This is a genomic window from Saccharospirillum alexandrii (genome assembly GCF_004000275.1).
In the GTDB taxonomy this organism is placed as follows: Bacteria; Pseudomonadota; Gammaproteobacteria; order Pseudomonadales; family Natronospirillaceae; genus Saccharospirillum; species Saccharospirillum alexandrii.
The window spans coordinates 1,591,112-1,605,842 of the sequence record NZ_RCIP01000001.1; the positions used below are offsets into that span (position 1 = coordinate 1,591,112).

Below are 14,731 nucleotides of genomic sequence, written 5' to 3' on the forward strand. Positions count from 1 at the left end.
CTAGTCGACCGTTACAACACAATAACAACAGGCATTGGCTCAACGATTAGCCGCAACCCGTGCCCGGGGAAAGCCGGTTAAAAACGACAGCGCCCGAATAAACCGGCTGAAGGCCGCGATCAACAGAAGTCCGAATCCGATTAGAATCACCGACTTGATCAACCAGCGCATGGGCAAGCCGCCCGGAGACCCGGAAATCTCGCCCATCACATAAGACCGTTCAACAAAGGGATAGGCGTAATAGAGGACAAACAGGCAAAACGGCATTAAAAACAGGGCCAGCCCCAGCAATTCGAGCCATGCTCGCTTGCGATGCGACAGCTTTTCAGCGAGTACATCCACCCGAACATGGCCGTCGTGCAAAACGCAGTAGGACAGACCAATCATGAAACCGATGGAGTAGATGTGCCACTGCAGCTCTTCAAGGGCAACGTAGGAGTTACTGAAGAAATAACGCAGCACGACATTCAACACCACCAGCACCATCAGCAGCAGCCAGCTCCACGAAAAAAAGCGCCCGACGACCTCAAGCAAGGCATCGAGCTTGTCGGATAACCAGGTGGGCGGGTACGGAACGGCGGTGGGGCCATGCCCCACCGCTTGCTCCACCTTGTCCAGATCGAGCTTTATGTCAGACATGGATCAATCCTGTGCATGCCAGTCACGTGACAGGTAGCCATACTTCTTCCAGGTCGCATGTTCAGCCTGGAATTCCTTCATGGAGCTGTAGATCCGATCAAACATCTCGTCCTGCTCGGAATATTTCTCCATGACCGAAGCGGTAGCCTCCTCAAAAGCCCCCAGCATCTCGGCATCGTACTGACGCAGGTTCACACCTTCTTCGGCAAACTCGTTCAATACAGCGCCCTGCAATGCTTCTGCTTTCGCCAGTGCAACTGCATTGCCAGCCATGCAGGAGGTTTCGATCAGGCTTTGCGTCTGACCGTTCAGCTTGTTCCACTCATCCAGATTGATGTACAGGAACTGATTGGTTGACGGCTGGTGCCAGCCTGGCAGGTAGTAGTACTTGGCCACCTGTGAAAAGCCCAACTGCTTGTCGACGGTCGGCAACGAGAATTCGGTAGCATCCAATACACCGGTTTCCAGTGCCTGATACAACTCGCCACCGGGCAACACGTTAATGGACATACCAAACTCGCCCATGATTTCGCCACCAAGACCCGCAGCACGGAATTTCAGACCACGCAGATCTTCAACCGAATTCATTTCCTCGGTAAACCAGCCGGCTGATTCAGGGCTGATGGTGCCGCACAGAATCGGGTAAACGTTGTAAGGCTCAAACATTTCTTTCAGCAGATCATCACCACCATGGTGATACATCCACGCCAGAAATTCCTGGGATTCCAGACCGAATGGCGTGGCGCCGTACAAGGCTGAACCCGGTACCTGGCCCCATTCATAGCCCATCCAGGAATAACCGGCAGAAATGTTGCCAGCACTGACGTTGTCGAAAATTGACAGGGCAGGAATCAACGCCCCGGGCTCTACCGTTTGCAGTGTAACCCGGCCATCACTGATGGTGGACACCATGTCGGAAACCACCGGCATGGTGTCGCCCAGGGCCGTCAGCGACGAAGAAAACGCCATCGGAACCTGCCAGCGAACCCGGTTGAATTCAGCCTGAGCTGCAAAGGGCGCAGCGGCCAGGGTGGTGGCCAGTACGGCCAGGGGCAATGCTTTTTTCATGATCATTGTCTCTCTGTTTTTGTAATTGTGGAGTGAGTCTTAGTGCTTTCTACCAACTCTACGGTCTGGCTCTGAGCCTCCTGAAACTGGCAACACCGATATCCCAAGAGAGGCTTGGCTTGACCCGTGGGTGTAAGCCAGTGACTGAATGCTAGGCCGAGCCTTAGAGCGTGGCTTTCGTTCGTTAGTAGGAGGGTGCTACAGGCCACCGGAAATCGGGCGCTGGCGGGCCTCCTGCTTTGGTAGGAGAGGCTGCTATGGTGGTAAAGCAGCGGCCACCGGGTAAGCCTCTGTGGGGTCGGCGTGAATCCGTCCATGGAGCCTAGGCCGCAGCATCCCTGCTGCGGACTTCCCCACAGAGGCTCACCCGGTGGCCGCTGCAAGCGTGTACTTTCCAGCCAGCTCCGGCTCAAATAACAGGTAACACAAAGAAACACGGCGAATAAGGTGCGTGGCGCTTGAAGCCAGATTGGAAGGCGCTACAATACCGCTCCTTTTTTGACCAGCCCTGAGGTTTTCATGACCACCCATATCGTCACTCCCCGCGAAGGCAAGCCTGTTACCGAGCAGGGGCGCGTCGGTTTTGTCAGCCTGGGCTGCCCGAAGAACACCGTCGACTCTGAACGCATCCTGACCCAGCTGCGGGCTGAAGGGTACGATGTGGTGCCCTCTTACCACGATGCGGATGTGGTGATTGTGAATACCTGCGGCTTTATTGACTCAGCGGTGAAGGAATCGCTCGATACCATCGGTGAAGCTCTGCGCGAGAACGGGAAAGTGCTCGTCACTGGCTGTCTGGGTGCCAAGGAGAACGACATTCGGGAAGTCCACCCGAACGTGCTGGCCGTTACCGGGCCCCATGCCTACGAAGAAGTGGTGCGTCAGGTGCATGATGTGGTGCCGCCGCGTCACGACCCTTTCATCTCGCTTGTTCCGGATACCGGCGTCAAGCTGACGCCGAAGCATTATGCCTATCTGAAGATTTCCGAAGGATGCAACCACCGCTGCACCTTCTGCATCATTCCCTCGTTCCGGGGGGATCTGGTCAGCCGCCCGGTTGGACAGGTGCTGAGCGAGGCCGAGCGCCTGGTGAACAACGGCACCAAAGAACTGCTGGTGATTTCCCAGGACACCAGCGCCTACGGTGTCGACATGAAATACCGCACCGATTTCTGGAGCGGCAAGCCGGTGAAAACCCGGATGAAGGAACTGTGTGAAGAACTGGGTCAACTGGATGCCTGGGTGCGGCTGCACTACGTCTACCCCTACCCGCACGTCGACGACATCATCCCGTTGATGGCTGAAAACCGCATTCTCCCATATCTGGACATTCCGTTTCAGCACGCAAGCCCCACCGTGCTCAAGGCAATGAAACGCCCGGCTCATGCTGAGAAAGTGTTAAACCGTATTCATAAGTGGCGGGAAATCTGCCCGGACATTACCCTGCGCTCGACTTTTATTGTCGGCTTTCCGGGCGAAACCGAGGCTGATTTCCAGATGCTGCTCGATTTTCTGGAAGAAGCCCAGCTCGACCGCGTTGGCGCGTTTCAGTATTCCAACGTCGATGGCGCCGCCTCTGCCGCCCTGCCCAACCACGTTGATGAAGCCGTCAAGCAGGAACGCTACGACCGCTTTATGGAAGTGCAGCAGCGCATCAGTACCGCCCGCCTGCAGGCCAAGGTTGGCACCGACATCGAAGTCATCGTCGATGAAGTGGTCGCCGAGGGCGCTGTCGCCCGTTCGAAAGCCGACGCACCGGATATCGACGGCCAGGTCTTTCTCGACAACCAGACCCAACTGAAACCCGGCGACCGCCTCTGGGTTCATGTTGAAGACGCCGATGAATATGACCTGTGGGCTCACCCAATTACGAGGTAAAACCCTGCGTTAGACATTCAAGTTTCGGAGTTCGGTTCACCTCAATGGCGTTGGCCCGCACCGGATACCGGGTACTAGTCTACTGTGCAAAATCCGAAACTTGAGTTTCTAACGCATGACACAATGGTTCATTATTGATTCCAGGCTACGCCACCCTTTAATCCCCGCCCCAACCATTCAATACAAGCCCGAACCTTAGGCGACAAATGCCGATTCGGCGGATACAACGCCCAAACGCCCTCTTCCGCCGGTGCAAAGGCATCCAGAACCGTCACCAGCCGTCCAGCTTGAATGTCGTCATTAACGTAGTAATCCGGCAATTGAACAATGCCCAGACCTTTCAAAGCCGCATCCCGCAGCGCAGGCCCGCTGTTACATCGAAGCCTGCCGGCAACCCGGACATCCCGCCGTTCACCCTGATCGGTAAAACGCCAGTGGTCCAGTGTGCCCAGCAAACAGGAATGGTTCTTCAACTCAGCCAGAGTGTGCGGCTGCCCAAACCGGGCCAGATAATCCGGTGAGGCACAGACGAACTGGGCTCTATGCGCCAGCGGCCGGGCGACCAGGCGTTCGTCTTCCAGCACGCCAACCCGAATCGCCAGATCGATGCCGGATTCGATCAGATCTAGGCGCTGATTGGTCAGTTGCAGATCAATGTCGAGTCGCGGGTAGTGCATCGTAAACCCGGCAATCAACGGGGCTATGTAGCGCTCGCCATAAGACAGCGGTGCGGTTATCCGCAACCGACCAGTCGGTTCGGACAACCGCTCGCCGATGGCCTGTTCGGCCTCTACCAGGCCATCGAGCAAGGCGCGGCAGTGGTTGTAGTAGATCCGGCCATCGTCAGTAAGCGTGACCGAGCGCGTGGTGCGCTGAAACAACTGAACATCCAACCGATCTTCCAGCCGGCTGATCTGTCGACTGATATTGGCAACGGAACTGCCCAATCGTTCGGCAGCCCGGGTAAAACTGCGGGTCTCAGCGACTGCTACACATTCTTCAATACCATCCCAACGCGCCATCGGCCTCTCTCTTACTCTATTATTGCCCTATGGTAAAAATGATTTACCCATGAGCCTCATTATTAACCTGGCAAACCCTAATACAATCGACTTTACTGTTCCAACTCATCTGACCAACGAGGTTCGACCATGATCAAATCCAAAGCCGCCATTGCCTGGGGCCCCGGCCAGCCGCTGAGCATTGAAGAAATCGACGTCATGCCACCCAAAGCGGGCGAAGTGCTGGTGCGTATCGTCGCGACCGGCGTTTGCCATACCGACGCCTTTACTCTTTCGGGCGACGACCCTGAAGGTAACTTCCCGGCCATTCTCGGCCATGAAGGCGGTGGCATCGTTGAACAGGTCGGCGAAGGCGTCACCAGTGTTAAAGTCGGTGACCATGTTATTCCGCTGTACACACCGGAATGCGGCGAGTGCAAATTCTGTCTCTCCGGCAAAACCAACCTATGCCAGAAAATCCGCGCAACTCAGGGCCAGGGCCTGATGCCCGATGGCACTAGCCGTTTCTACAAAGACGGCAAGCCGATTTTCCATTACATGGGGTGCTCTACCTTCTCCGAATACACCGTGTTGCCGGAAATCTCTTTGGCCAAGGTAAACCCGGAAGCCTCTTTGGAAGAAGTGTGTTTGCTTGGCTGTGGCGTGACCACGGGCATCGGTGCGGTAATGAACACGGCCAAGGTCGAGGAAGGGTCAACCGTTGCCATTTTCGGCATCGGCGGCATCGGCCTGTCAGCCGTCATCGGCGCGGTCATGGCCAAAGCCAGCCGAATCATTGCCATCGACATCAACACCAGCAAGTTCGATCTGGCGCGCAAGCTGGGCGCGACCGATTGCATCAACCCGAAAGACTACGACAAGCCCATCCAGGAAGTGATCGTCGACCTGACCGATGGTGGCGTCGACTACTCGTTCGAATGCATCGGCAATGTAGACGTGATGCGCTCGGCGCTGGAATGCTGCCACAAAGGTTGGGGTGAATCGGTCATCATCGGTGTTGCCGGCGCAGGCCAGGAAATCAGCACCCGTCCGTTCCAGCTGGTCACCGGTCGCGTCTGGCGTGGCAGTGCCTTTGGTGGCGTGAAAGGACGCACCGAATTGCCAGGCTATGTTGAGCAATACCTGGCAGGTGAGATTCCTCTGAAAGAGTTCATCACCCACACCATGTCGCTCGAACAGATCAACGAAGCCTTTGATTTGATGCACGAAGGTAAAAGCATTCGCAGTGTCGTGCATTACTGAATACCGGCCGAACGGATTCTCCCAAAAGAGACATCCGTTTTTAAGATCCCTAGTTTCGGAGTTCGCATAAAGCTAGCGGCGGGTGGCAGGGCTGCTTTTGCGGGGGTATCTGAGGCATGGATGCCGAAGTTAAGCCTACATGGATGTATTTACGGCGCCCCCGCAGGAGCAGCCCTGCTATCCGTCGAGAGTTTTGGCAACGCAGTCAATTTGTCCTCCGAAACTCAAGTTAAGACTTGAGGATTCCATGAGTTTGAATCATCTGAACAGCAACAAGTGTTTCAACGGTTGGCAGAAACAGTATGAGCACGCGTCTGCCACCTTAAACTGTACCATGCGTTTCAGCGTCTACCTGCCGCCCGGTGCCGATGCCCAGCACCCGGTACCGGTGCTGTACTGGCTGTCGGGCCTCACCTGTACCGACGAGAATTTCGTGCACAAGGCCGGCGCGCAGCGCATGGCGGCTGAACTGGGTATCGCCATCGTCGCACCCGACACCAGCCCACGCGGTGACGGCGTCGCTGACGACCCGGAGGGAGCATACGATCTGGGCCTGGGCGCTGGCTTTTACGTCAATGCCACTGAGGCGCCCTGGAACCGCCACTACCGGATGTACGATTACGTTGTGTCGGAATTGCCCAGCCTGATCGAGGCCCATTTTCCAGTAACAGAACAACGGTCGATCAGCGGTCACTCCATGGGTGGCCACGGTGCGCTGGTGATTGGTTTGCGCAACCCCGATCGTTACAGCTCGGTCTCGGCCTTTGCGCCCATTTGTAACCCAACAGCGGTTCCCTGGGGTCACAAGGCGTTTTCCGCCTATCTCGGCGACGACCAGGCGACCTGGCGTGACTATGATGCCAGCCTGTTACTGGCCAGCAGCGACGCTCAGTTTCCGATTCTGGTGGATCAGGGCGATGCCGATAACTTTCTGGAAGCGCAACTGCACCCCCAGGCACTGAGTAAGGCCGCTGAACACAGTGCTCATCCGTTTGAGAGCCGCACTCAACCGGGGTATGACCACAGCTATTATTTCATTGCCAGCTTTATTGAAGATCATCTGCGCTTTCACGCCAAAGCCTTGCAGAGCAATTAACACCCGCGTTCATGGTTAATCCAGGGTGACAAGCCCGTGCAACGAAGTCGACCCGAGATAAACATTCGGGCTACACTGAGATTCACGCCTTGTATCTTGGAATTCCATCAACCATGCGCCATGCCGATTACCAGGATTTGTCTGTTTCCGTCCAGGATCTGGAAATTGGCATGCGCGTGGTCGCGCTGGACCGGCCCTGGGAAGAAACTACCTTCCTGTTACAGGGGTTTGTCATCGCATCCACCGATGACATACGGGAACTGCAGCGCCAGTGCCAGACCGTGACAGTGCAAGTCAAAATTGACGTATCTCCCGCGTCGAAACAACGCACAACCACCAGCCATGGCCCAGCGCCCCCCACGCCCAGGCCAGCCAAAACCGGGCCGGCCAGTACCCGACGGGTCAACTACATCAATCAGGTTGGCTTTGAACGGGCGGTTGAAGCGTCCCGACTGACCTTTGATTCGGCACGCTCAATGGCCACGTCCATCATGGATGGTTTGCGCGTCGGACGCAGCCTCGAAGTGACTGAATGCCGCGACGTCGTCGATAAGGTGGTCGATAGCATTCTGGCCAACAAAGATGCCCTGCGGTTTCTGTCGATGATCAAACACAAAGACAGCTACACCGCCGAACACAGCATGAATGTCTGCATACTCAGCGCCACCTTTGCTCGCCACCTGGGGCTGATGGAAGCTGAAATACGGGACGTTGCACTCTGTGGCTTGTTGCACGATGTGGGCAAGAGTCGAATTCCCGCCGACATACTGAACAAACCTGGCCGGTTTACACGGGAAGAAGCCTACATCATGGCCGAACACCCGACCCACGGCCGCAATATTCTGATGTCCGCCTCGGCCGAATTCAAACATGCCATTGATGTTGCGCATTCGCACCATGAGCGCATCGATGGTAAGGGGTATCCACGCGGGTTGCGCCAGCAACAAATTTCCTACTACGCCAAAATTGTGGCCCTGGCCGATGCCTATGACGCCATGACCAGTGAGCGCTGCTATGGCACGGTTAAAACCTCCGAGCAGGCACTGAAAAGCATCTTGCGCGAGCGGGGTACGCACTTCGACTCAGACTTGTCGAAAGCTTTTATCACCTGTATCGGGTTCTACCCGACGGGCAGTCTTGTTCAACTGAGCGGAGGACAAGTCGCCATGGTACTGGAACCCAACCCGGACGATTTTGCCCGGCCTCGCATCCGGGTGCTGACCGATGCCCGGCAACACCCCTTGCCGGCCCCTCATGAACTGGACCTGGCCGATCCTACCAATCAGAGTGTGACCATCCGCAGTGAAGTGCTGAATGGCACCGCGGGCGTCGATATCAACACCGCCGTAAAACGGGAACTCAGCCTGCTCTGAGTGATTACACCAGATGACTCAAGCTGTTGCGCAGGCGTCGAACCTGACGGACCGGTTCGGAGGTCGTATCCAGATCGCAACCACCGTGCTGATGATCCAGAAGCCGGACCAGTCGCTCAGGCTGAGCGACCCAACTGAACGACTCAGACTTGCCTGAACGCGTTGTCACCGTCAGTTTGCCAACCTGAAAAAACAGCCCGAAATCCCGGTTGACCAGATCGATACTGACCAGTTCATTCAGCGGTATGCAGCGGGCTTTGCGCCAAAAAACACCCTTGTGTTCAATAATCTGACGACTGGTTACGGAAAACGAGTAACCCAATGGCTGCACAGCCAGTAAAAGCAGTGGCAACAGTAGCCAGGTCGAGACCAGCAGACTGACCAGCACTGCCACGCTCAGGGCAACCCAAACCGCCGGGTGGCGTTTGCTGGTATGCAGTATGAATTCATCCACAGCCAGTGTGGGGGTGGCCGCTTGCGCCGACGTGGTATCGGTTTGGTTTGGAGTAGCGGTTGTTTTGTTCGTTAACGTGGTCGTCATGAGCCTGTCTCCGGTTGAGTGACAAGCCCATGCTACGAAGCGCCTTAACCCAGCGCAGTGATGTAAATCACTCGCTCTGATCCACTATCGCGTTCAGCGCTGCCAAATCCAGCACAGACATCTGACCGCGATGAAACTGCAGCCACCCCAGCGCCTGCCATTCCTTTAACAGCCGATTGACGTTTTCTCTGGCCAGCCCGGCAAACTCGCCCAGCTCTGCCTGGCTAAGCTGTTGCGACACGTGCAGGATACCTTGCTCGTCCGTTTCGCCCCATTTGCGAATCAGCGTCAGTACACAATGCGCGAGCCGCACGGACGCCGGCGCGACGGCCCGGTTCTCGAACATATCCGAGGCATTCCGAACCCGGCTGCAGAGCAGCCGAATAACTTCCAAACAGGCATCGCTGTCATCGCGCAATACCTCGGCGAGTTGCTGCTTGGGAATCACCAGACCCCCGGTATCGGTCAGCGCCAGCGCATCGGCACTGCGCGGCAACTGATCCAGTGCCGACAGTTCGCCGATCACCTCACCCGGACCCAGGTGGTTCAGCGTGGCTTTTTTACCCTGCAACGACATCAGACTGATCTCAACCAGACCCTGCTCAATCAGGTACAGCCAAGTGCCATCATCGCCCTTGTAAAACAAGGCAGATCCGGCGGTAAATTGGCGCGGCCTTGCGTGATGCATCAGTTGCGCACGCGACCTGGCCGTTAGGGCTTCCAGAATGGATACCGGTTCAGGCATTACCTTACCGCCTGTAATTCCCGTAACGCTCACAATGACGTCGACACATAGTCACCCACCGAGTCAAGCACCGAGGTTTCCAGGTGCTCTAGCTGATCCAGGTCGCCCTGCCACTGCTCACTGAACAAAATGCTGTCTTCGTCGGCTTCCACGATGCTGATTTCAATCGTCACCTGCTGCCCAACCAATAGCAGGCTGCCCTCCATGAAAAAGTCGACTTCTTCATCTCCCAAATACCCGCTGGCATCGGTCAATCGCCGGGCATTGGCCTGGGACGCCAGGTTGATGTTGTTAAAGGGAGCCAGGTGGGATTGCAATCGGCTGGTAAGCGCTGAGGCCAGGTACTGGTATTCGGCATCGGCTCCGACATATTCAAGTGGCAGAACGGCCAGCGAATCTGGGTTGTCAAACACCTGAGAGGCCACAAAGGCAGCCGCCAGGCTAAAACACAGTACAGTAGCCAGTGCCACGACGCGGGTGCGGCTGAACTGTTGATGGTGATAGGAAAAACGCGCTCTGGACAGGCCAACCGGTACCGAACCGGATACCGACCGAACCTCAAAAAGCTCCATCGCCTCTGGCAAATTCTTCAGTGAAAACAGGCCGGCCGATTCGAACGTCAGTTGCGCGTTGCTGCGCAGATCGGTCGCCACCCTGGCCGAGACCCAGACCCCGGGGGCCGGTGCGTTGCTTTCTATGCGGGAAGCCGTGTTAACGGCATCGCCGATCACGCGCAAGCCCCTAAGACCGTCGCGTTCTATCACCGTATCGCCGACGTGAATACCAACCCTCAATTGGGTGTCATCCTGGTTGGCTTGCAAATCATGTTGCAACGCCAAACCGGCATATACCGCGTCGAGACTGCTGGAAAACAGACACAGATGACCGTCGCCGATGGTATCGACTATGCGCCCATGATAGAGCGCTACGATACGCTGATGCCGTAAGCGGTTGCGTTGCAGTACCTCGAGTGTGGACGCCTCATCGGCCGCCATTTGGCTGGAATAGCCGACGATATCGCTGAAGAGAATGGCGTTGAGCTGATGTTCTTTCATCGTCGAGTCCTGACTGCTCGGGCAAGGCTGACGTCACTGCCCGAAATCCATGTGTCGCACCATCCTGTGCGGTATCAAGTTCCCTGTCGGCTTGCCTTGCCGGGACCGGAACTTAACCTAGCACATTCTTTCGAACAGTGCACAGGGCCACGCAAGCGGACCCGTATGGTGCGGATTCCTGCTTTACTGGTTGTGACTTCTCTGTAATTCTGAACGTTCACAATCCGGCCTGACGGATACAGCAGAACAAGACTGACAGGGAGGTTTATCGTTGAACGAGCACACTCCGGATATACAGACGCACCACCAGGCCTTACTGGACCAGCACCTGACTGAGTTTCTGGGCGCTATCGAGCCCGAAGCCCTGGCGTTGTTGCGTAAACGCCTGCGCTGGGTGGAAATAGCCGGGGGCGAGACGCTGATGGAGCAAGGAGACGCCGGCGATGCCCTCTATTTGTCGGTCAGTGGCCGTTTACGCGCTTACATCAATGATGAGTCGGGAACGCCAAAGCCGGTGCGCGAGATGGGCCGGGGGCAGGTCTTTGGCGAAATGAGCCTGTACACGGGCGAACCCCGCTCAGCCACGGTAATAGCGATTCGCGATTCGGTTCTGGTGCGGCTCGACAAGGCCCATTTCGATGAACTGCTGGCCACTAGCCACCGGCTGTCGATGGCACTGACCCGACAGATCATTCAACGCCTGCAAACCCAGCATACCGTCAACCCCATGCCATTGCCGGTTACTATAACGCTGGCGCCGATATCACCAGGCACAGACCCTGGCGACTTTGCAAACCGCCTCGCGGCACAACTGGAGCAACAGGGTTCGGTTACCCTGATCGACGCCAAGCGGCTGGAAGCCCACCTGGCAGAGACCGACACGGGCACCCAAGCCGACCCGCGCGACCGGCAGCAGCGCATTACGCTTTATCTGGACCAGATTGAATCGGAATCCGATTTTGTATTGCTGGTCACCGACGATACCCCATCTGACTGGACCCGACGCTGCTGCCGCCACAGCGACGAAATACTGTTGCTGGCCGATGCAACGCAACCACCGGCCCTGCATGCGATCGAAAGCGAATGCCTTGCCAGCGACTCGATGCGCACCGAAGCGGCCGAGGTGCTGGTGTTGCTGCACGCAGCCGACACCCAATGCCCGCGCAACACCCGGGCTTGGCTGAACCGGCGACCGGTGACGGACCATGTTCACATAAGACCGGATCTCGAACGAGACATGGCCCGGATGGCGCGCATAGAAACCCGCACCGCCACTGGGCTCGTTCTGGCCGGTGGCGGTGCGCGTGGCTTCGCGCACCTGGGCGTGTTCAAGGCATTGCAGGAAGCGGGCATTGAGGTCGATTATGTGGGCGGAACCAGCATGGGCGCCGTCATGGCAGCACTGATAGCCGCCGACCAGCCCCTGGATCGAACGCTCGATATTTGCCGGCGGTCGTTCAAGCTCAACCCGACTGGCGACTTCAACTGGTTACCCATCGTGTCGCTGATTCGCGGCCAACGTCTGGCCCGTATCATCGTTCAGGCGTTTCAGGATTTGCTCGGCCACAAGGCCAATCTCGACGATCTGTGGAAACCCTTTTATTGCGTGGCGACCAATTATTCCCGGGCTGAAGAACACGTTATGCGCCACGGCTCGCTGGCCAAGGCCCTGCGCGCCAGCACGGCAATACCGGGCGCATTGCCCCCCATTCTGCACAAGGGCGACCTGTTGTGTGACGGTGCCACCCTGAACAATTTTCCGGTCGACATCATGCGCAAGGCGCGCGGCGTAGGTACGGTGATTGGCATCGACCTGAGCATCGCTGCCCGTCGCCCGCTGACGTTCGATGAAGTGCCCGGCCCCTGGACGCTGCTGCGCGACCGGTTGCGCAAGCGACACAAACGAAAGTACAAATTGCCCTCTCTGGCGTCCTATTTAATGAACGTGAGCATTCTCTACAGCACCTCACGCCGCACCCAGTCGGAACAACTGACCGACCTGTACTTTAACCCGCCGCTGAAACGGATTGGCTTGCTCGACTGGCGCCGGTTTGATCAGGCAGTGCGTCAGGGCTATGACCATGGCAAGGACGTTCTCGCCAGAGTTGAAACAGCCAGAGAGTCAACACCATGAAGGCGCTACTTGATTACCGGAATACCAAACGGAGGCACTGGCTGGCAAACCTGGTGATCGCCAGCCTTCTGCTGCTGTCGGCGTGCGGTGGCGCCCGGCTCGACCCCCTTGCACCGGGTGATCGCATTCTGGCGTTTGGCGACAGCCTGACGGTCGGCGTGGGCACCGGCGGCGACAGCGCCTACCCGGCCGTTCTGCAACGGATGACCCGCATCGAGGTGATAAACGCCGGCGTATCCGGAGAAACCAGCGCCGAGGGCCGACAGCGGCTACCGGCGGTACTCGACGAATACCGGCCAGACCTGGTGATACTGTGCCATGGCGGTAACGATTTTCTGCGCCGCCAGGATACCTCGGCCACCAAAGCCAATCTGGCTGCCATGATCGAACTGATGCAATCGCGGGGCATTCAGGTTGTGCTGATAGGCGTGCCGGAGCCGGGTATCTTTCTGTCTTCAGCCAAACTCTACGCTGAGCTGGCCGATCAGTACGACATTCCGATCGACAATAACACCATGGCTGACCTGCAAGGCAACGCGAGTCTGAAGTCGGACCGGGTGCATCTCAACGCGGCAGGCTACCAGCAATTTGCCGAGGCCGTGTCGGCCTTGCTGAGCGAGGCGGGGGCCCTGCCCTGAAAGGGCTTCCGCCTTGTCTTGCTATGCCTTCAGATGGGCAGACTGACAAGCCAGAAGCCCCAAACGGCAGTCACTAGCAAACTCAACACGAGCCACACACGACTGACGGCGCTGCGGTCAGCACCCGCCAGAGGTTTACGGCCGTGCACCATGGCACCGATCAGCGGTTCTTTTAGCCGTATGCGATGATACAAGACCGCGACAATGTGAGTACCCGCCAGCGCCAGAATCAACGCCGGCAACCTCGGGTGTAGCCGCGCCGCAAGTGCCTGGGCCCATTCTGGCGCCGCAAAAAACCAGGGGCCGTACCAGAACACATCGTCAGAATACACCAGGCCACTGAGCACCTGGGCGGCAAGCACCAACAGCAACAGCAACACCATCCAGGAACCCGCCGCATTATGACCGGCAGGACTCTGGTGCCGACCGGCAACCAGATCTCGCAGGGTTGGCAGAACTCGCCTCAGTGACAACTCAAAACCAGAGAACCGGGCATAGGTCGTACCGACCAGTGCCCACAGCAGCCGAAACACCAGCAAGGCCGACAAGGCATAACCGGCGTAAAAATGCAGGCTCATCCAGCCGTTGTTGACGCTGACAAACAACGTCACCAGACACAGCACCAGCAACCAGTGCACCAGCCGGACCGGCAGGTCCCAAACATCACTTTCGACGGGCGTTGCCGACTGAAGCTGCCCGTTCTGATTAACCGTTGTCATCTGTGTCAGTCTTCGCAGCTGCTGTCTTTAAAGTCACCGTGACCGGTACGGCGCACATCACCCAAGGCCTGCATTGCGCGGGCCGCAGCACCCTGATCACCGGATGCCAGGGCCGTCTCCAGGGCCGCGAATTCGGCGGTAAAATCAGCCATCACAGCTTCATAGGCAGCGACATCACTGTCGGCCGCACCGTCACGAAACAGGAAGGGCATCTCCTGGCTGGCAGACTCGGCCGCGGCTTTCATCGCCGGCAACAGTTCCCGGGCCGTGTCCATGTCATCGCTGCGAATGGCCTGGGTCATCGGTCGCATATTCTGTGCAAGGGTACGCATATCCTCATAGAGGGCCGTATCCTGGCAAGTTTCAGCATAGGCAGCGGCCGATATTCCCATCGACAACAACGCGATTGCGCCCAGTTGTTTTAACGTCATGAAAGGTTTCCTGTTCAGTTCATTTATGAATAAAAAATTACGGGCTTATGATAATCGACAAAATGTGCAGACATCGTGGATCTCAAGTAAAGGTCACGACAAGCGGCTCTCGGATTGACCAGCCAAATGCACCACTCTGCGCCATACTGT

14 protein-coding genes are annotated in these 14,731 nt (G+C 57.2%); 6 read left to right on the top strand and 8 right to left on the bottom strand.

Translation table 11 applies throughout. From position 1 onward, the window contains the following. Window positions 1-39 precede the first annotated feature (39 nt). Complete coding sequence (locus EP166_RS07070) at window positions 40-639, bottom strand: TRAP transporter small permease subunit (RefSeq protein ID WP_127556053.1); 600 nt, start codon at window positions 637-639, stop codon at window positions 40-42. 3 nt (window positions 640-642) lie between these two features. Beyond that, entirely contained in the window at window positions 643-1,707 is a 1,065-nt protein-coding gene (locus EP166_RS07075; RefSeq protein WP_127556054.1) for a TRAP transporter substrate-binding protein, read from the bottom strand. Window positions 1,708-2,226: 519 nt separating this feature from the next. Here EP166_RS07075 and rimO point away from each other — a divergent pair. Continuing rightward, entirely contained in the window at window positions 2,227-3,585 is a 1,359-nt protein-coding gene (rimO, locus tag EP166_RS07080; RefSeq protein WP_127556055.1) for a 30S ribosomal protein S12 methylthiotransferase RimO, read from the top strand. A gap of 131 nt (window positions 3,586-3,716) precedes the next feature. Here the strand turns inward: rimO and EP166_RS07085 are convergent, their stop codons facing one another. After that, window positions 3,717-4,607 (bottom strand): LysR substrate-binding domain-containing protein, encoded by an 891-nt coding sequence (locus tag EP166_RS07085; RefSeq protein WP_127556056.1) that lies wholly within the window; start codon window positions 4,605-4,607, stop codon window positions 3,717-3,719. A 129-nt stretch (window positions 4,608-4,736) separates the two neighbouring features. Here EP166_RS07085 and EP166_RS07090 point away from each other — a divergent pair, with 129 nt between their 5' ends. The 3 genes from EP166_RS07090 (at window position 4,737) to EP166_RS07100 (ending at window position 8,318) form a co-directional block, all read left to right on the top strand. Beyond that, a complete protein-coding gene (locus EP166_RS07090) occupies window positions 4,737-5,849 on the top strand; it encodes an S-(hydroxymethyl)glutathione dehydrogenase/class III alcohol dehydrogenase (RefSeq protein WP_127556057.1) in 1,113 nt (370 codons plus the stop codon). A gap of 247 nt (window positions 5,850-6,096) precedes the next feature. Then, window positions 6,097-6,945 carry an S-formylglutathione hydrolase gene (fghA, locus tag EP166_RS07095; protein WP_127556058.1) on the top strand — a complete coding sequence of 283 codons (849 nt, stop codon included), beginning with the start codon at window positions 6,097-6,099 and terminating at the stop codon, window positions 6,943-6,945. A 113-nt stretch (window positions 6,946-7,058) separates the two neighbouring features. Further along, on the top strand, window positions 7,059-8,318 hold the full coding sequence (locus tag EP166_RS07100) for a cyclic di-GMP phosphodiesterase (RefSeq protein WP_127556059.1): 1,260 nt from the start codon (window positions 7,059-7,061) through the stop codon (window positions 8,316-8,318). 4 nt (window positions 8,319-8,322) lie between these two features. Here the strand turns inward: EP166_RS07100 and EP166_RS07105 are convergent, their stop codons facing one another. The 3 genes from EP166_RS07105 to EP166_RS07115 all read right to left on the bottom strand — a co-directional run bounded on the left by EP166_RS07105 (window position 8,323) and on the right by EP166_RS07115 (window position 10,659). Further along, window positions 8,323-8,859 carry a PH domain-containing protein gene (locus tag EP166_RS07105; protein ID WP_127556060.1) on the bottom strand — a complete coding sequence of 179 codons (537 nt, stop codon included), beginning with the start codon at window positions 8,857-8,859 and terminating at the stop codon, window positions 8,323-8,325. A gap of 67 nt (window positions 8,860-8,926) precedes the next feature. Then, window positions 8,927-9,604, bottom strand: coding sequence for a Crp/Fnr family transcriptional regulator (locus EP166_RS07110; RefSeq protein ID WP_127556061.1), 678 nt, complete (start codon window positions 9,602-9,604; stop codon window positions 8,927-8,929). 29 nt (window positions 9,605-9,633) lie between these two features. Next, a complete protein-coding gene (locus EP166_RS07115) occupies window positions 9,634-10,659 on the bottom strand; it encodes an adenylate/guanylate cyclase domain-containing protein (RefSeq protein WP_127556062.1) in 1,026 nt (341 codons plus the stop codon). A 271-nt stretch (window positions 10,660-10,930) separates the two neighbouring features. On the opposite strand from EP166_RS07115, the gene EP166_RS07120 reads away from it, so the two are divergent. Continuing rightward, window positions 10,931-12,793, top strand: coding sequence for a patatin-like phospholipase family protein (locus tag EP166_RS07120; RefSeq protein ID WP_220432498.1), 1,863 nt, complete (start codon window positions 10,931-10,933; stop codon window positions 12,791-12,793). Further along, window positions 12,790-13,431, top strand: coding sequence for an arylesterase (locus tag EP166_RS07125; RefSeq protein ID WP_127556063.1), 642 nt, complete (start codon window positions 12,790-12,792; stop codon window positions 13,429-13,431). Before EP166_RS07120 ends, EP166_RS07125 begins: the two co-directional genes overlap by 4 nt. A 29-nt stretch (window positions 13,432-13,460) precedes the next feature. On the opposite strand, the gene EP166_RS07130 is transcribed toward EP166_RS07125, so the two are convergent. Together EP166_RS07130 and EP166_RS07135 are read right to left on the bottom strand one after the other, a co-directional pair. Continuing rightward, window positions 13,461-14,150, bottom strand: coding sequence for a cytochrome b/b6 domain-containing protein (locus tag EP166_RS07130; RefSeq protein WP_127556064.1), 690 nt, complete (start codon window positions 14,148-14,150; stop codon window positions 13,461-13,463). Window positions 14,151-14,155: 5 nt separating this feature from the next. Beyond that, window positions 14,156-14,581, bottom strand: a complete 426-nt coding sequence (locus EP166_RS07135; protein ID WP_127556065.1) for a cytochrome b562 — start codon at window positions 14,579-14,581, stop codon at window positions 14,156-14,158. Between the last annotated feature and the right edge of the window lie 150 nt (window positions 14,582-14,731).